Source organism: Pseudomonas sp. MWU13-2100 (assembly GCF_023242365.1).
Taxonomy (GTDB): Bacteria; Pseudomonadota; Gammaproteobacteria; order Pseudomonadales; family Pseudomonadaceae; genus Aquipseudomonas.
In genome coordinates this window covers 46,317-64,346 of sequence record NZ_JALLIX010000016.1, presented here as the reverse complement: position 1 = coordinate 64,346, position 18,030 = coordinate 46,317, and the positions used below count along the sequence as shown (strand labels likewise).

Annotated in this window: 15 protein-coding genes and 1 pseudogene; 11 read left to right on the top strand and 5 right to left on the bottom strand. The window is 65.1% G+C overall.

Features of this window, described 5'->3' with window-relative positions; genetic code table 11:
* Positions 1–119: 119 nt before the first annotated feature.
* The 3 genes from purD (at position 120) to M5B99_RS13570 (ending at position 5,014) form a co-directional block, all read left to right on the top strand.
* Positions 120–1,415, top strand: a complete 1,296-nt coding sequence (gene purD / locus M5B99_RS13580; RefSeq protein ID WP_248804501.1) for a phosphoribosylamine--glycine ligase — start codon at positions 120–122, stop codon at positions 1,413–1,415.
* A gap of 99 nt (positions 1,416–1,514) precedes the next feature.
* A complete protein-coding gene (locus M5B99_RS13575; RefSeq protein WP_248804500.1) occupies positions 1,515–4,301 on the top strand; it encodes a hybrid sensor histidine kinase/response regulator in 2,787 nt (928 codons plus the stop codon).
* A gap of 116 nt (positions 4,302–4,417) precedes the next feature.
* Entirely contained in the window at positions 4,418–5,014 is a 597-nt protein-coding gene (locus M5B99_RS13570; RefSeq protein WP_248804499.1) for a MarC family protein, read from the top strand.
* A gap of 2 nt (positions 5,015–5,016) precedes the next feature.
* Here the strand turns inward: M5B99_RS13570 and M5B99_RS13565 are convergent, their stop codons facing one another.
* The 5 genes from M5B99_RS13565 to cobG all read right to left on the bottom strand — a co-directional run bounded on the left by M5B99_RS13565 (position 5,017) and on the right by cobG (position 10,698).
* Positions 5,017–6,198, bottom strand: coding sequence for an ATP-binding protein (locus M5B99_RS13565; protein ID WP_248804498.1), 1,182 nt, complete (start codon positions 6,196–6,198; stop codon positions 5,017–5,019).
* A gap of 121 nt (positions 6,199–6,319) precedes the next feature.
* Positions 6,320–8,026 carry a precorrin-3B C(17)-methyltransferase gene (gene cobJ, locus M5B99_RS13560; RefSeq protein ID WP_248804497.1) on the bottom strand — a complete coding sequence of 569 codons (1,707 nt, stop codon included), beginning with the start codon at positions 8,024–8,026 and terminating at the stop codon, positions 6,320–6,322.
* Positions 8,023–8,754, bottom strand: coding sequence for a precorrin-2 C(20)-methyltransferase (locus M5B99_RS13555; RefSeq protein WP_248804555.1), 732 nt, complete (start codon positions 8,752–8,754; stop codon positions 8,023–8,025). The genes cobJ and M5B99_RS13555 overlap by 4 nt, the downstream gene beginning before the upstream one ends.
* On the bottom strand, positions 8,754–9,380 hold the full coding sequence (locus M5B99_RS13550) for a precorrin-8X methylmutase (RefSeq protein WP_248804496.1): 627 nt from the start codon (positions 9,378–9,380) through the stop codon (positions 8,754–8,756). The genes M5B99_RS13555 and M5B99_RS13550 overlap by 1 nt, the downstream gene beginning before the upstream one ends.
* A complete protein-coding gene (gene cobG, locus M5B99_RS13545; RefSeq protein ID WP_248804495.1) occupies positions 9,373–10,698 on the bottom strand; it encodes a precorrin-3B synthase in 1,326 nt (441 codons plus the stop codon). The genes M5B99_RS13550 and cobG overlap by 8 nt, the downstream gene beginning before the upstream one ends.
* Positions 10,699–10,835: 137 nt before the next feature.
* On the opposite strand from cobG, the gene cbiE reads away from it, so the two are divergent.
* The 8 genes and pseudogenes from cbiE (at position 10,836) to M5B99_RS13505 (ending at position 17,920) form a co-directional block, all read left to right on the top strand.
* On the top strand, positions 10,836–12,038 hold the full coding sequence (gene cbiE, locus M5B99_RS13540; RefSeq protein WP_248804494.1) for a precorrin-6y C5,15-methyltransferase (decarboxylating) subunit CbiE: 1,203 nt from the start codon (positions 10,836–10,838) through the stop codon (positions 12,036–12,038).
* Positions 12,039–12,158: 120 nt separating this feature from the next.
* Positions 12,159–13,256: a cobalt-precorrin-5B (C(1))-methyltransferase gene (locus M5B99_RS13535; protein WP_248804493.1), complete on the top strand. Its 1,098-nt coding sequence runs from the start codon at positions 12,159–12,161 to the stop codon at positions 13,254–13,256.
* Positions 13,253–14,002 (top strand): cobalt-precorrin-6A reductase, encoded by a 750-nt coding sequence (locus tag M5B99_RS13530; protein WP_248804492.1) that lies wholly within the window; start codon positions 13,253–13,255, stop codon positions 14,000–14,002. Before M5B99_RS13535 ends, M5B99_RS13530 begins: the two co-directional genes overlap by 4 nt.
* Positions 14,003–14,030: 28 nt before the next feature.
* Positions 14,031–14,126: pseudogene (locus M5B99_RS13525) on the top strand (transcriptional regulator); the annotation flags it as partial.
* Between the two features lie 184 nt (positions 14,127–14,310).
* On the top strand, positions 14,311–14,712 hold the full coding sequence (locus M5B99_RS13520; RefSeq protein ID WP_248804491.1) for a DUF2946 domain-containing protein: 402 nt from the start codon (positions 14,311–14,313) through the stop codon (positions 14,710–14,712).
* Positions 14,713–14,760: 48 nt separating this feature from the next.
* Positions 14,761–15,255, top strand: coding sequence for a copper chaperone PCu(A)C (locus M5B99_RS13515; RefSeq protein ID WP_248804490.1), 495 nt, complete (start codon positions 14,761–14,763; stop codon positions 15,253–15,255).
* 21 nt (positions 15,256–15,276) lie between these two features.
* A complete protein-coding gene (locus M5B99_RS13510; RefSeq protein ID WP_248804489.1) occupies positions 15,277–15,702 on the top strand; it encodes a DUF2946 domain-containing protein in 426 nt (141 codons plus the stop codon).
* A 97-nt stretch (positions 15,703–15,799) separates the two neighbouring features.
* Entirely contained in the window at positions 15,800–17,920 is a 2,121-nt protein-coding gene (locus M5B99_RS13505; protein WP_248804488.1) for a TonB-dependent copper receptor, read from the top strand.
* Positions 17,921–18,030 lie beyond the last annotated feature (110 nt).

Sequence of the window (18,030 nt, the reverse complement as noted above, 5' to 3'; positions counted from 1 at the left end):
TAGGAGCCGGCTTGCTGGCGATGAGGCCAGCGAGCCTTGCATTGATCTTGCGGCCGTTATCGCCAGCAAGCCGGCTCCCACAATGCTCTCTTAGAATTCAGCGTCATCGAGGTTTTGAAATGAATGTTTTGATCATCGGCAGCGGTGGCCGTGAACACGCCCTGGCCTGGAAAGTGGCGCAGGACCCGCGTGTCGAGAAAGTCTTCGTGGCGCCGGGCAACGCCGGTACCGCCATCGAGGCCAAGTGCGAAAACGTCGCCATCGACGTCCTGGCCCTCGAGCAGCTGGCGGACTTTGCCGAGAAAAACGTTTCCCTGACCATCGTCGGTCCGGAAGTACCGCTGGTGGCCGGCGTGGTCGACCTGTTCCGCGCCCGTGGCCTCGACTGCTTCGGTCCGACCGCTGGCGCCGCCCAGCTCGAAGGCTCCAAAGCCTTCACCAAAGACTTCCTGGCGCGTCACAAGATCCCTACCGCCGACTACCAGAACTTCACCGAGATCGAGCCGGCCCTGGCCTATCTGCGTGAAAAAGGCGCACCGATCGTGATCAAGGCCGACGGCCTGGCCGCCGGTAAAGGCGTGATCGTCGCCATGACCCTGGGCGAAGCCGAAGACGCCGTCCGCGACATGCTCGCCGGTAATGCCTTCGGTGAAGCCGGTTCGCGGGTGGTCATCGAGGAATTCCTCGACGGCGAAGAAGCCAGCTTCATCGTCATGGTCGACGGCAAGAACGTCCTGCCCATGGCCACCAGCCAGGACCACAAGCGCGTCGGCGACGGCGACAGCGGCCCGAACACCGGCGGCATGGGCGCCTACTCGCCGGCGCCAGTGGTCACCGACGAGGTGCACCAGCGGGTCATGGACCAGGTGATCTGGCCCACCGTGCGCGGCATGGCCGCCGAAGGCAACGTCTACACCGGTTTCCTCTATGCGGGACTGATGATCGACCAGGCCGGCAACCCGAAAGTCATCGAGTTCAACTGCCGCTTCGGCGATCCGGAAACCCAACCGGTGATGCTGCGCCTGCAATCGAGCCTGATCCTGCTGATCGAGGCCGCGCTGGCCCAGGCCCTGGACAAGATCGAAGCCCAATGGGACCCGCGTCCGAGCCTGGGCATCGTCCTCGCTGCCGGCGGTTATCCGGGTGACTACGCCAAGGGCGCGGTGATCAACGGCCTGGATGCGGCCGCGGGCCTGGAAGGCAAAGTCTTTCACGCCGGTACCGCACTGAAGGACGGCCAGGTAGTAACCTCCGGCGGTCGCGTACTCTGCGCCACCGCCCTGGGCAACAGTGTTGGCGCCGCGCAGCAGCAAGCTTACAAGCTCGCAGCTAAGATTGATTGGGACGGCTGCTTCTACCGTAGCGACATCGGCTATCGTGCAATTGCACGCGAACGCGCAGAGTCAAAGGAATAAGCTATCCGAAGGGATAGGCAAGGGCCTTCAGCCCTTGCCGAACTATTCCGGCCCTGCGCATAGTTATCACCGGGCATCAACCTACGAAGGGATTTCGCCGTGCGCTGGCTCAGGATCGCCATAGGTTTCACCGTCAGCTTGCTGACCCTGCTCTGCCTTGCTCCGGCCCAGGCCTCGCAAGGCATTGGCTGGGCGTCATTGTTTGACGACCAGGCCGACCTGCAATTGAGCGATATCCGCTCTTCGCGCTACACCAACCAATTCAGTCCGGTCGAGCTCGAACGCTTGACCGCCGCCCAGCCCGAGGGCGCCTTGTGGCTGCGCTTTCGCCTGCAACCGGGCAGCCATGAACAAGTTCTGCGGGTCTTCGCTCCTGACCTCGCGCGTCTAGACCTCTACACCCTCGACGGCGACAACCTGATCGCCCAGGTGCGCACCGGCAACGACCTGCCCCAGGCCGAACGTCCACTGCCCAGCAGCGACTTCATGCTGCCGCTGGTGCAAAGCAGCCGACCACTGGATATCTACCTGCGGCTGGTGTCCAAGCACGAGCTGCGCCCGCACATTACCCTCGAGCCGGCTATCGCGGTCGCCGCCGACCAGAGCCAGACACTGCTTTACGGGCTGCTGTTCGGCTGCCTGACGATGCTGATCCTGCACAACCTGATCCGCTTCGCCTACACCCGCTCGCGCAGTAGCCTGTGGCTGGCCGCCTGCGAAGGCTTCCTGCTGCTCAGCGCGCTGTTCCTGCTGAACCTGATCGGCCCCTGGCTGCCCGACTGGCACGGCGCGCAGACTCCGGCCTCCTATGTGGCGCTGCTGCTGACCGCCCCCTGCGGACTGATGTTCACCTACTCGTTCTTTTCGCAGCTGGGCCCGCATCCCCTGAACAAGCTGCTGCTGGGCGACATCCTGGTCATCTGCCTTGGCGGCCTGCTGCTGCTGTTCATCGATACCCTGCCGCTGAACATCATGACCTACGGCCTGGTGGGCCTGGCCAGCCTGAGCATCCTGCTGGTCTCCGCCTATCACTGGCAGAAGGGCTATCGCCCGGCGCGCCTGTTCGTGGTGGCCATGGTGGTCTTCAACATCGGCACGCTGGTGATCCTCCCCGCGCTGCTGGGACTGACCCTGGTAGCACCGCAAGGCCTGATCGTCGCGCTGCTGGTGTTTATCTGCATCAGCGGCCTGTTGATGAGCGTGGCCCTGGGCGAGCGCCGCCGCAGTATCACCGAAGACCAGTTCAGCCTCAGCCGCGACCTGGCCGCGAGCAACGCGGAAATCGCCGCCAAGGCCGAGTTCCTGGCGAAGATCAGCCACGAGATCCGAACGCCGATGAACGGCGTGCTGGGCATGACCGAACTGCTCCTGGGCACGCCGTTGTCGGTCAAGCAGCGCGACTACGTGCAAACCATCCACAGCGCCGGCAACGAGCTGCTGACCCTGATCAACGAGATCCTCGACATCTCCAAGCTGGAGTCCGGGCAGATCGAACTGGATGACGTGCAGTTCGACCTCAATGCCCTGATCGATGACTGCCTGAGTATTTTCCGCGCCCGGGCCGAACAGCAGAATGTCGAGCTGATCAGCTTTATCCAGCCTCAGGTGCCGCGGGTGATCAGCGGTGACCCGACGCGCTTGCGCCAGACCCTGCTCAGCCTGCTGGAACACGCACTGAAGAAAACCGACGAGGGCGAGATCCTGATTGTCGTCGCCCTCGACGAACGCAGCGGCCAGCCGCGCCTGCGCATCGCGGTCCAGGACAGCGGCGTGCCGATGGGCGACGAAGAACGCGACGCCCTGCTCCACGCCGAACTGCAGAGCAAGAACTTCCTCGCCGCGACCCGTCTGGGCGGCAACCTCGGGCTGGTGATCGCCCGCCAACTGGTGCAACTGATGCAGGGCGAGTTCGGCATCAAGAGCGGCGCCCACCAGGGCAGCACCCTGTGGCTGACCTTGCCGCTGGACCCGCTGCACCTGGAGAACCCGACCTCCGATCTCGACGGCCCGCTGCGCGGCGCGCGGGTGCTGGTGGTCGACGACAACGACACCTGCCGCAAGGTGCTGGTGCAGCAATGCAGCGCCTGGGGCCTGAACGTCAGTGCCGTGCCGTCGGGCAAGGAAGCCCTGGCACTGCTGCGGACCAAGGCCCACCTGCGCGACTACTTCGACGCGGTGCTGCTGGACCAGAACATGCCCGGCATGACCGGCATGCAGCTGGCGGCGAAAATCAAGGAAGACCCGAGCCTGAACCACGACATCCTGCTGATCATGCTCACCGGGATCAGCAACGCGCCGAGCAAGATCATCGCGCGCAATGCCGGGGTCAAGCGCATCCTCGCCAAGCCGGTGGCCGGCTATACCCTCAAGACCACCCTGGCCGACGAACTGGCCCAGCGCGACAAGGGACCGGGCCAGGGACCGACGCCGACGCCCGCGGCGAGTCCCGAGTTGGTGGAGCCGATCACCGTACCGAGCGACTTCCGCATCCTGGTGGCCGAAGACAACAGCATTTCCACCAAAGTGATTCGGGGCATGCTCGGCAAGCTCAACCTCAAGCCCGACACCGCCAGCAACGGCGAAGAGGCCCTGCGGGCGATGAAAGCCCAGCGCTACGACCTGGTGCTGATGGACTGCGAAATGCCGATCCTCGACGGTTTTTCCGCCACCCAGCAGCTACGCGCCTGGGAAGTCGGCAACCAGCGGGTGCGCACCCCGGTGGTGGCCCTGACCGCACACATTCTCACCGAGCACAAGGAACGCGCGCGCCAGGCCGGGATGGACGGGCACATGGCCAAGCCAGTGGAACTGTCACAATTGCGCGAGCTGGTGGAGCACTGGGTGGCCGAGCGCGCGCAGCAGCAGGCCCAGGTTCCGACGCCCTGACGGCGGGACACAAAACCGCCCCGTGAGAATCCTCCCGGCTCGTGCCCGGACAGAGCCGACAGCATGCGCAACCCCTGATAGACTGCCGTCGCCCTCCTCCGTTACGAGCCCACGCCATGCTCCACGTGTTATTCAGCGTTTACCTGAAGATGCTGGTGCTCTACAGCCCATTCTTCGTCCTGTCCTGCTTTATCAGCCTGACCCGCGGTTATTCCAGCAGGGAGCGGCGGCGCCTGGCCTGGAAGGTCGCGTTGGCGACGCTGGTGTCCAGCGTGCTGCTGTATCTGTTCGGGCGGGTGATTTTCAGCGTGTTCGGCATCACCGTGGATGCCTTCCGCATCGGTGCGGGCAGCGTGCTGTTCATTTCGGCGCTGGGCATGGCCCAGGGTAAATCGGCGGTGCAGACCGACAACGTGCAGCAGGACGTGACCATCGTCCCGCTGACCATCCCCCTGACCGTCGGCCCCGGCACCATCGGTGCCCTGCTGGTCATGGGGGTCAGCCAGCCGCACTGGGACGACAAGCTCTTTGCCATTATCAGTATCGCCCTGGCGAGCCTGACCGTCGGCGTGGTGCTGTACCTGTCCAACCGGATCGAACGCATCCTCGGCGACCAGGGTTTGCAGATCGTCAGCCGCCTGATGGGACTGTTCGTCTGTGCCCTGGCGGCGCAGATCATCTTTACCGGGGTGCGTGGGTATCTGCTGCCTTGAAATCAGGACTCAGTGCGGTCGCTCTTGAGTCCCTGGAGCAACCCCTCCTCCTCCAGCGCGGCGACGACGCTTTGCTCCTCGACGGCGTAGACCCCCCGTGCCGCCCGCCATACCAGCTTCTTATCCTGCAATGCCACGAGCGCCTGTTGCACCCCCGGGATATCGGCTTTCGCCACATCGGCAGCAATGCCGGCAGCCCGCAGTGCAATACCGTAAAGCACCATGGTCTGGCTCTCGAAAGGGGCGTAGGCCGCTCCCGCAGCGGCCATCACCCGCAGCACCGCGGATTGAATAGGGGTGAGGCTGTGCACCACACGCATCAACTCCTGGTTCATGCCCCGCGCTTGAATGAGCACTTCCTCGGCAAAGCGCGCAGGACCATTCTCATCGGTCAGGTCGAACTCGTACTGTAAAACTCCCGCCGCCGCCGCGAGCACCTCGGGACGGCTTGAGGCCTGCCGGAACAATTCGAGAACCGACCTGGGCTCCAGAGAGAAGGGCAAAGCCACATTGGCACAGAACCACTCAATGTAATCGGCGCCCAATGGCGGGAACTTGATCAGCGGCGCGCCGAAGAATGCCTGGTCCTTGCTGTTGCGCAGCATCGCCAACTTGTCACTGTTGGACCCGGTACAGACCACGCGCAAACCAAAGTGCCGGCTGCTGTTGAGCTCGTCGCGGGCGGCCTTGAGGGCAAACATCGTCGCCACTCCCGCCTCGGTGGTGATCGCGTGCTGAGCTTCATCGATGATCAGCACAATCATCTTGCGCGTCTCATCCGAGAGTGCCGCCAATGCGGCGCTCAAGGAAATATCCTTGCCCAGGCCGATACGATCAAGATCGAACGACAGCCCGCCAACCTTGAGCTTGTCCATTCCGGCGCCCTTGGCCAAGCGCTGGATAACCCCTTCGTTTTTTGCCAGTTCGCTACGAATGGCACTCAGGATGACGGTCCCCGGATCGGCCGACATGTTTTCCCAGAGGTCGGCGTACACCACCAGGGTCCCAGCCGCCTCAAGCGCCGGGCGCAAGTCTTCACGCATGAAGGTGGACTTGCCGGTTCGACGCGGTGCCGCGAAAAACAGACCGGAGCTGGCAGCACTGCCGATAGCCGTGCTCAGGATGTTTTTGGTGTACGCCTGGGCCTGGCTTGCACGATGGAAAAACGGTTGATGGGAGGGCATGGCAGGCTCCTTTATAGTCAATTATAGTCAATTATAGATGATTATAGAGAAGCCGTTTCGTAGCCAATTACAGACGATTATAGAGAATTATAGAGGCCGCTCCTCATGAGGCCGCAGCCTCTCAAGAACAGGGCTTTTCACCGTACCAGCGCGGGGTGTAGACCCACTCGCCGCCCTCGGCACGGGGGAAAGTACAGGTGGTGGACGAGCCGATGATAACCATCGTGCGCATGTCCACCTGGTCCGGCGTCAGTTCACCCAGGCTGGTCACCCGCAAGGTCTGTCCCGGCCGGCCGATATCCCGCCCCAGTACCACCGGCGTCTGTGCCGTGCGATGCTCGGCGACAATCTCCAGGGCCCGGCCCAACTGCCAGGGACGGGAACGCGAGATCGGGTTGTAGAAAGCCAGGGCCAGGTCGGCCTGGGCCGCCAGGTCGAGGCGCTTCTCGATGATGCTCCAGGGCTTGAGGTTGTCCGAGAGCGACATCACACAAAAATCATGCCCCAACGGCGCACCGGCCTGGGCCGCCGTCGCCAGCGAGGCGGACACTCCCGGCAGGATTTCCAGGTCGACGCTGTGCCAGCTCGGGTCAGTCGACTCGTGCAGGGCTTCGAGCACCGCCGCCGCCATGGCGAATACCCCCGGATCGCCGGACGACACGACCACCACCGAACGCCCCACGGCCGCCAGTTCAAAGGCGTGTCGGGCGCGCTGCATCTCTTCACGGTTGTCGGTGCAATGCAGCACCTGATCGGCGCGGAACGGCCCCGCCATGCGCACGTAGGTTTCATAGCCCAGCACGTCGTTGGCTTGCGCCAACTCGGCCTTCACCGCCGGCACCATCAGTTCGGCGGCACCGGGGCCGAGGCCGATCACCGCCAGGCGACCGCGAGGACGACCGATACGCTCCGGCTCCAACGGCTGGCTGGCGACCGCGATCGCCAGGCCCTCGCCGACAGAGATCGGCGGCAGCAGCTGCAATATCGCCTGTTGCGCCATATCAACGACAGAGCCGGACGAGGCAACAAAACGCAACGGCACGCCCAACTCGACAGCCGCTTCACGCAGCACGGGACTGGCCATCTCACTGTCCGCGGCCAATAGGCAGGCCAGCGACTGCCGGGCGATGCCCGCACCGTGCAGAGCGTCGCGAACCGCGTTGACCAGTTCCGGCACACGAGCCGTGACCGCCACCAGCACGCTGCGCGGATAAATCAGCAATTCATTGGCCGCCGGCGCACGCTCGGCACTGCCGATATGAATCGACAGGCGCGCCTGGCGATCCTCCGGTAAATGCGCCTGCGTTAACCAGGGCGCCGCGCCTTCGATACGCACGCTTTCGCCGGCCAGCAGGTCCGAGACAAAGCGCTTGCCCAGTTCCAGGTCACCGAGGGCGTAACCGCTCGGCGGGTTCAGCAGGCAGGTACCGAAACGCAGCTCGCCGCTGGTGGTGATGGCGGCCGCGACACCGAGGCCGGCGGCCATTTCCCGGGCCATGACATTCACCCCGCCCAGCCCGCCCAACAGCGGCACCACGGTGCTGCCGTCTTCGGCCACGGCCAGCACCGGCGGCTCGGCACCTTTCTCCAGCAGCACCGAGGCCAGCGTGCGGATCACGATACCGGCGGCGCACAGGGCAATGATCGGCGTGTCCTGCTGATAGAGCTGGCGCAGGGTCGCGCCAAACTCGTGATACAGCCGATCCGCACCGTCGACCCGCTCCGCCAGGCCGTAGACCAGCGCATCCGGATAAATCCGTTGCAGCCGCCGGGCCGTCGCCAGACTGCCATTGCCGAGAATGACAATGGCCGGTTGTGTGCGACTCATCCCTGCCACCGTTCGCCGGGCACGATGATCAGCGAGAAGTACGGCGAAGACATCGGCTCGACCTCATAGAGCGGGACGATCTTCTGGTTGACCATGGTCGCCCGCTCCACATACAGGGCGCGGTCGGCCAGGCCCAACTCTTCCAGCACCTGACGAACCTTGGGAAAGTTGCGCCCCAGTTTCATGATCACCGCCGCATCGGCATCGGCCAGGCGGCGTTTGAGTTCGTCATGGGGCAGCACGCCGGACAATACCGACAGGCTCTGGTTGCGGTACACCAACGGCACTCCGAGCACCGAGGCACCACCGAGCATCGAGCACACGCCAGGAATTACTTCGGTCTCATAACGCTCGGCCAGGCGGTCGTGCAGGTACATGTAGGAGCCGTAAAAGAACGGGTCACCTTCGCAGATCACTGCCACATCGCGGCCGGCATCGAGGTGCGCGGCCACCTCCAGGCTGGCGGCGTCGTAGAAATCGCTGATCACCTGTTCATAGGACAAGGGCGCCGGCAACGCCTCGGTGGTCACCGGATAGACCAGCGGCAACAGGCCCTGGGCCTCCTGCAAATGCGCCTCGATAATGCCGAACGCGTTGCCTTTCTTGCCCTTGGCGACGAAGTACGCCACCACCGGCGACTCACGCAGCAGGCGCAAGGCCTTGAGCGTAATCAGTTCCGGGTCACCGGGGCCCACGCCGAGGCCGATCAGACGTCCAGGCTGCTGCATCATTCAATCTCCGTAGCGAGGGCATTCACCGCCGCGGCAGCCATGGCGCTGCCACCGAGCCGGCCCTGCATGATCACGAACGGCACGCCCCGGCTGTCGGCCGCGAGCATCGCCTTGGATTCGGCGGCGCCGACAAAGCCCACTGGGAAACCGAGGATCAACGCTGGCTTCGGCGCGCCGGCATCGAGCATTTCCAGCAAGTAGAACAGCGCCGTCGGCGCGTTGCCGATCACCACCACGCTGCCTTCCAGATATGGCCGCCACAGTTCCAGCGCCGCCGCCGAGCGGGTATTGCCCAGCGCTTGGGCCAACTCGGGCACGCGCTCGTCGCGCAGGGTGCAGATTACCGGGTTGTCGGCCGGCAGGCGCGCACGGGTCACGCCTTCGCTGACCATCCGCGCATCGCAGAGAATCGCCGCGCCGGCCGCCAGGGCCTCGCGCCCGGCCTTGCCGGCGCCCGGGGAGAATTGCAGGCCGTCAATGGCGTCGACCATGCCGCAGGCGTGGATCACCCGTACGGCGAGCTTCTCCAGATCCTCGGGAATCCGTGCCAGGTTGGCTTCCGCGCGAATGATCGCGAAGGAGTTGCGATAGATCTCCTGACCGTCGCGGATGTAATCAATCATCGGTGTTGCTCCGTGAGCGGGCTGCCAGCAGGGCGCCCGCCGCATCAATAGTAAGGTGGCGGGCGTGCAACCGGCCGAAGCCCGGGTGCGCGGCATCGCGGAAATAGAGGTCGTAATGGCCGGGCGCAACTGCCAGCAAGGTAACCGGCGCGACATGGGCCGCCGCGCAGGAACGTGCGCAACCGGACAGGTGCACGCCCCGGGGCTGATCTTGCAGGTGTAGCGCCAGCGTGCGGGCGTCGGCCTTGGTCTCGGCCAGGCCTTTGCCGCAACCTGCCGAGCCGGTGCAGGCGATCAGTTGCGCCAGGGCGTCAGCCGCGTCGCATAACAACCCGAGGTCTTGCAGCCGCGTGGTCACGGCGGCCGCGTCTTCGGCCCGGATATTGGGCAGCAACAGGCTCTGCCAGGGCGTCAGACGCAGGCTGGCATCGCCATATTCACTGGCCAGCCGGGCCACGCCGTCGAGCATCGCCGTGTCGAGCCGGCCCAGGGGCGCCACCGCGCCAATGCAAACACGTCCTGGCTGGCGCTGTGGATAAGTGCCGATATGCAGCAGGCCGGGGGCCGCGGCTCGATGCCAGGACGGCACCGTCACAGGCTCAAAACCGAGGCGCGGGGTCAACTGCGCGAGAAACTCGGCGGGTGTGATTTCAGCCAGCAGATGACGCATGCGCGTCTGCTCGGGACGAGCCAGATCAAGGAACAGCTCCAGCACCGCCAGCACCAGCCCATGCCCTTCGGCCAGGGGCACGGCGGCCAGCGCCAGGTCGTTGGCCGGACAGCCGGCCAGGCCGAACGCCAGGTACGGCTGATCGTCCAGCAGCAACGCCGACAGCCACAGGTCGTGGGGATGCTCCAGCATCGCCAGGGCTTCGCCGCCGTCCAGTTGCAGCGCGAACTTGGCCGACAGTTCATGAAAACGCGGATGAGTCTGCAAGGTCGCCAGGATCTGTTCAGCCAGAGGCCGCGTGTCGATCAACAACTGACGGTCGATACCCGCGCTCGGGCTGAGCATCAGGTTGCGCACGTCGTCGCCCGCCGGCGTGGTCGGCCCGAGGCCTGCGTCCAGCAATTCGTCGATCAGCGCGGCCTGTTGATCACCGATACCGCGAATCTGCAGGTTGGCCCGGTTGGTCGCCTCGATCACCCCACCGGCATAGCGTTCAGCCGCCCGGGCCACGGCCTGGGCCTGGGCGCTGCCGATCACCCCGCCGGCCAGCTTGATCCGGCAGATACCGCCGTCCAGCGCCGGGACGATACGCAGCAATCCCGGGCAGGCCGAGGGACGAATAGCGGTGACGGGCGGACGTTGGTTCAAGGGGCGACCGGCAGTAAAGGAAAGGTATAGGCTGCTATTGAAGAGCATTTCGCCCTCGCAGGCGCGGTATTATGCCTGCTTTGTCCGATGGCATGAAAAGCCTGCCTGTCGGAACCGCTGTGTTTTGAGGATTTCAGATGGTGCCTTGGCTGACAATCGTGGGGATCGGTGAAGACGGCTTCAGTGGCCTCGGCGAGCAGGCCCGAGCGGCCCTGTCGACGGCTTCGCGGATATTCGGCGGCCAGCGTCAGCTTGACCTGCTGCCGGCCGGGATCCGTGCCGAGCGCCTGAACTGGCCGAGCCCGTTCTCCCTGGAATCGGTGCTGGCGCTGCAGGGTCAGCCGACTTGTGTGCTGGCCAGCGGCGACCCGATGTTGTTCGGTGTCGGCGCCAGCCTGGCGCGCCGGGTCGCCGCCGAGGAAATACAGGTCTTGCCCGCGCCCTCCTCCTGCTCGCTGGCCGCCGCCCGCATGGGTTGGGCCTTGCAGGATGTGGTGACGCTCTCGGTGGTCGCCCGTCCGCTGGCCGCCGTCAATGCGCACCTGCACAGCGGCATGCGCCTGCTGCTGCTGAGCAATGACGGCCTGAGTCCCGCTGCGATTGCCGCGCTGCTGCGTGAACGGGGTTTCGGTCCGAGTCGGATCAGCGTGCTGGAACACCTCGGCGGCCCGGCGGAACGGCGGATCGACGGGTTGGCCGACGACTGGAGCGACCCGCCGATCGCCGACCTGAACCTGGTCGCCATCGAATGCCTGGCCGCGCCAGGCACGCCGCGCCTGTCGCGCATCGGCGGGCTGCCGGACAGTGCCTTCGAGCATGATGGACAGCTGACCAAACGCGATGTCCGTGCCATCACCCTCGCCCGCCTCGCCCCGGTGCCGGGCGAACTGTTGTGGGATGTCGGCGCGGGCAGCGGTTCGATTGGCATCGAATGGATGCGTGCGCACCCCAGTTGCCGGGCTATTGCCATCGAGGCCGATGCCGGGCGCCAACAGTTGATCGAACGCAACCGCGACAGCCTCGGCGTGCCGGGCCTGCAATTGATCCGCGGCAGTGCGCCTGAAGCTCTGCAAGGGCTGGAGCCAGCGGACGCGATTTTTATCGGCGGCGGCGTCACCCGTCCCGGGGTGCTGGACAGTTGCTGGGCCCGACTCAAGCCGGGAGGCCGGCTGGTGGCGAATGCCGTGACCCTGCAAAGCGAAATGCTGTTGATGAACTGGCGCCAGGCCCATGGCGGCGAACTGACGCGCATCCATATCGCCCAGGCCCAACCGCTGGGGGATTTCGACACCTGGCGCCAGGCCTTGCCGATCACCCTGCTCGACGTGGTCAAACCGTGAACAGCCCGAACACACACCACACCTCTGTAAGAGCCGGCTTGCTGGCGATGGCGTCGCCACTCTCGCCACAAGCCCCAAGGCCCTCGACACCGGGCAGCCCGGCCCCGCAGGTGATAGGTCATGCGTGATGAAACCGCCGAACAACCCGCGCCCCTGCGCAGTGGCCTGACCACCGGCAGTTGCGCCACCGCCACCGCCCTGGCGGCGGCGCGCCTGCTGCTCAGCGGCATCAGCTGCGATGCGGTGCAGATCACCCTGCCCAAGGGCAAGCGCGTGGACATGCGCCTGGAATTCTGTCGCCGTCATGACGACGGCGCCGAGGCCGGCACTATCAAGGATGCCGGCGACGATCCGGATGTCACCCACGGCGCCCTGCTCTACACGCAAGTGCGGTTGACCGCCAAACCCGGCGTAAGCTTTCATGCGGGGAAAGGCGTCGGCACCGTCACCCGCCCCGGCCTGGTCCTGGCCGTCGGCGAGCCGGCGATCAACCCGGTGCCACGCCGGATGATCACTGACCATCTGCTGCAACTGGCCGCCGAACTGGACCACACCGGCGGCTTCGCGGTCACCGTCAATGTCCGCGACGGCGAAGCCCTGGCGCTGAAAACCATGAACCCACGCCTGGGCATTCTCGGCGGGCTGTCGATCCTTGGCACCAGCGGCATCGTCCGGCCGTTTTCCTGCGCGGCCTATATCGCCTCGATCCAGCAGGGCATCGACGTCGCCAAGAGCAACGGCTACCTGCATATCGCCGCCTGCACCGGCAACGCCAGCGAGGACACCATGCGCCGCGTCTACGACCTGCCGGAAATCGCCCTGATCGAAATGGGCGACTTCGTCGGCGCGGTGCTCAAGCACCTGCGCAAGGTTCCGGTGGACAAACTGAGCCTGTGCGGCGGCTTCGGCAAGATCAGCAAGTTGGCGGCCGGGCACATGGACCTGCACAGCCGGCATTCGAGCATCGACCTGGCGCAACTGGCCGAATGGGCCGCCGAGGTTGGCGCCGACCAGGCCTTGCAGGACGCGATTATCCAGGCCAATACCAGCCAGCAGGCGCTGGCCATGGCCAGCGCGGCGGGCATCGCCCTGGGTGACGCGGTCTGTCGGCGAGCCCGCGACTTCGCCCGCGGCGTGGTCCCCAGACAGGTCCAGGTGGAAGTCTTCGCCATCGACCGCCAGGGCGGTGTCGTCGGTCATGCCGGAGGGCTGTCATGAAACGCCTGTTGCTGCTCGGTGGCGTCACCGAAGCACTGGCGATTGCCCGGACCTTGGGCCCCAAGCATATCTACAGCCTGGCGGGTGTCGGCCGGGTCCCCACGGACTTGCAGTGCCAGGTCCGGGTCGGCGGTTACGGTGGCGCCGAGGGTCTGGCGCAATTCATCAAGGATCAGGGCATCAACCTGCTGCTGGACGCCACCCACCCCTATGCCGCGCAAATCAGCGGCAACGCCGCCACGGCCGCCCGCCTGAGCGGTATCCCCTGCTGGGCGCTACGACGCCCGGCCTGGGTTGCGGAACCTGGCGACGACTGGCGCGAAATTGCCGACTGGGCCGACCTGGTCGAAGCCCTCAAACCCTTCCAGCGCCCGCTGTTCACCCTCGGCCGCGAGCCCCTGCAACATCTGGAAGAAATTCCCGCCGGGCAATTCTGGACCCTGCGCGCCCTGGATACTTATCCGGGCAATGCCCGCTGCGAAGTCATCGGTGCACGCGGGCCCTTCCTGCTGGAAGACGAGCGCGCCCTGTTCGAGCGCCGTGCCATCGACGTGCTGATCAGCAAGAACAGCGGCAGCAGCGCAACCGAACCCAAGCTACAGGTGGCTCGGGAACTCGGAATACCGGTGCTGATTCTCCAGCGACCGGCATTGCCAGCGGTGGAGCGGGAGTTCCAGACGCTAGGTGAAACACTCGCGGCGTTGGCAAAGTACCTGCCACAACAGCAACCTAAACGTTACCTTTAAAACACAATGATCAATGTCGACAAACCTCATGGCCCTTACTCGCAGTGTCAAACAGACCATCGCCGAGCGGGCGCAGCGCGACCCGGCGTTCGCCCAGGCATTGCTGGATGAAGCCGCCACCCTGGGCGTGAAGATCGAGGTCCATGCCGTTCCGGCGCAGTGACGGCATCCTGCTACGCTTGTGCACAAGAATCACCGACAAGCCCTACACAAGCTTGCGACCTTTCACCGCAGCTCGCGCTTTTACTTATGAAGGACGTTCAGGCTAAATAACCCATCTGTTTGAAAACCCTCACGGAAATCCTTCCATGTCCCGACAACGGCTAGCAATTGCCTGGATCGCCTGCTTCGCAGTGCTGTTCAATCTGCTCGCCATGCCGATGTCCGGAGCCATGGCGCAGGCCTCGGAAAACTCGATCCCGGAGCAACTGCTGTGGGGCAGTTTCTGCTCGGCCAGTGGCACCCGGCTGGTGGCCATCGACCTCGGCAAGCTGGAACAGCAAGCTCCGCAGAACGACGACCATTCCAACATGCAGCACTGCTGGTGCTGCGCCGGCCACGCGTCACTGCTGGCGTTGCCCGGCCATATTGCCCAACTGCCGCTGGTGCAGAGCGAAACCCTTCGGGCACGGCACGCCACCGATATCGCCCCACCCACCCCGCGCCAGCAATGGCCCTCGCTCAACCCCAGGGCTTCTCCGCTAGCCTGACTCACACCCGCAGTCCGTGTGCGTCATGAATCGTTATGGAGAACCACCATGTTCAAGAATGCCCTGTTGCTGGCCGCCCTGCTGCTGCCCGCCTGCTTTGCCAATGCTGATGAATTCAAGGTCGGCGAGCTGAAAATCAGCCATCCCTGGTCCCAGGAACTGCCATCCAACGCGCCGACGGTGGCGGCCTATTTCGTGATTCACAACCCGGGCACCACGGCCGACCGCCTGACCGGCGTCGACAGTCCCATCGCCGGCAAGGCCGAACTGCATGAACATGTGATGCAGCTCGACCTGATGAAAATGCAGCAGGTCGCCAGCGTCGACGTGCCCGCCGGCGGCGAAGTGAGATTCGCGCCCATGGCCTATCATGTGATGTTGCTGGACCTCAAGGACCGCAGCCTGTTGCAGGATGGCAAGCACTTCCCGCTGACCCTGCACTTTGCAAAGGCCGGCGCGGTGACCGTCGAGGTGTCGGTGCAGAAACAGCCGCCGGCCGGGACGGATGAGATGAGCCATATGGACCACGCGCACGCTCAATAACCGACAACGCCCTTGAGCGCCATGCGCACCGCACGCTTCAGGTCACCCCGCTCCCGCGCGCAAATACGCGGCAGCTGGCTGAGCCTGTTCGCCATGCTGATGATCTTTATCGGACCGCTGATTTCCCAGGCGATGCCGATGGATCACCGCATGCCCATGTCGATGAGCATGGACATGTCGATGGAGATGCCTGGGCAGGCAGGCATCGTCATGGCACCAGGTGCCGACGAGCATCACGCCCCCAGCGCCGAGCACCACGCGCTATGGGAAAAATGCGGCTATTGCACCCTGCTGTTCAGTTGCCCGGCCCTGCCGCAGACCCCGGGCTTCGCCGCCCTTGACGGCCCCAGGCCGACAATCACGGGCGCCCCCCAGACCTGCCTGGGCCACGCCCGGCAAACCACCTTCCCCGGTGCCCGCACCCGCGCCCCGCCCGCGTTCCATTAAGCCACGACACACCACCTTCTCACCCGGCCCGCCTGGACTGTAACCCACAGTTCCGGGGCGGCGGCCGTGTTGTATTCGCTTGAATGATGGAACGCTTATGTCCACTGCAAACACTCGCCCGCGCGCTGCCCGGGCGTCTTCCCTGTTCGCCCTGAACGAGGCCCGTGCTCGTCTGCGCCAGGGCACCGCGCTGATGTGCGGCGCCTTGCTCGCCCCTGCCGTCTTCGCCGCCGACTCGCCGGACGATACCGCTCGGGAAATCGCCCCGACAGTCATTACCGCCATCGCCCCGAGCTCGCCGCTGACGGTGATCACCGACCCCAAGGATCCGCGCCAGCCGGTCCCCGCCAGTGACGGCGGCGACTACCTCAAGACCATCCCCGGCTTTGCCCTGGTACGCAACGGCGGTACCAATGGCGACCCGGTGCTGCGTGGCATGTTCGGCTCGCGGCTGAATATCCTCACCAATGGCGGCCAGATGCTCGGCGCCTGCCCCGGCCGGATGGACGCACCGACCTCCTACATCGCCCCGGAAACCTACGACAAGTTGACGGTGATCAAGGGGCCGCAAACCGTGCTCTGGGGGCCGGGCGCCTCCGCCGGCACGATTCTCTTCGACCGTGAGCCGGAACACTTCGGCGAACTCGGCACGCGGGTCAATGCCAGTGTGCTGGCCGGCTCCAACGGGCGTTTCGACAAGGTGGTCGATGCCGCCGCCGGCGGCCCGCGGGGCTATGCCCGGGTGATCGGCAACCAGGCCCGCGCCGGCGACTACAAGGATGGCAACGGTGACAGCGTGCCCTCGCGCTACGACAAGTGGAATGGCGACGTCGCCCTGGGTTGGACGCCGGATCCCGACACCCTGTTGGAACTGACTGCCGGCAAGGGCGACGGCGAAGCCCGTTACGCCGGGCGCAGCATGGACGGTTCGCAGTTCAAGCGCGAAAGCCTCGGCCTGCGTTTTGAAAGGTCGAACCTTGGCGAAGTGCTCGACAAGCTCGAGGCCCAGGTCTACTACAACTACGCCGACCACGTGATGGACAACTACAGCCTGCGCCAGCCCTCCGGCACCGGGATGATGGCCGGGCCCATGGCCTCCAATGTCGACCGCCGCAGCCTCGGCGCGCGGCTCAAGGCCACCTGGCGCTGGGCCGACTGGCAACTGATCGGCGGCCTCGACGGGCAGACCGACGAACACCGCCAGCGCAGCAGCATGGGCATCGACACCTACGAGAGCCTGCCGCGCAACCGGGATGCCGAGTTTCACAACTACGGCCTCTTCGGCGAGCTGACCTGGTACGCCGCCGAGCGCGACCGCCTGATCAGCGGCGCCCGGCTGGACCGGGCCTCGGCCAAGGACTTTCGCCAGCGCATCGGTTCCGGGATGAGCGCCCAGCCCAACCCGACCGCCGGCCAGACCCGCGCCGAGAGCCTGCCCAGCGGTTTCATGCGCTACGAACATGACCTGGCCGAAACCCCAACCACGCTGTACGCCGGCCTGGGTCACGCCGAACGTTTCCCCGACTACTGGGAACTGTTCTCCCCCGACCTGGGCCCGAGCGGCTCGCTCAATGCCTTCGATGCCATCAAGCCGGAAAAGACCACCCAGCTGGATATCGGCCTGCAGTACAAGACCGAAGACCTGGAAGCCTGGGCCTCGGGTTATGTCGGCCAGGTGCGCGACTTCATCCTGTTCAACTACCAGCCGGGAATGATGGGCACGACCTCTCAGGCGCGCAATGTCGACGCGCGGATCATGGGTGGCGAACTCGGCGCGGCCTACCGCTTGACCTCCAACTGGAAAGCCGATGCCAGCCTGGCCTACGCCTGGGGCAAGAACACCAGCGATGGCAAGGCACTGCCGCAGATGCCGCCGCTGGACAGCCGCCTGGGCCTGACCTACAGCCAGGACAACTGGAGTGCCGGGGGCCTCTGGCGGGTGGTCGCGCGACAGAACCGCATCGACCGGAACGAAGGCAATGTGGTCGGCAGGGACTTTTCCAGAAGTGCCGGCTTCGGCGTGTTCTCCCTCAACGCGGCCTATCGGGTCAACAGCCACGTGAAGCTCAGCAGCGGCGTCGACAACCTGTTCGACAAGGCCTACGCCGAACACCTGAACCTGGCGGGCAACGCCGGCTTCGGCTACCCGGCCAATGACCCGCGGGCCATCAACGAACCGGGGCGCACGTTCTGGACCAAGGTGGACATGAGTTTCTAAGCGCAATGGTGGCGAACGGGCTTGTCGGGACGCCATTCAGTTAAGGCAATTTGAAGTCGAACGCGGACTTGTGGCGAGCGGGCAAGCCCGCTCACCACAAATCTCGGCCA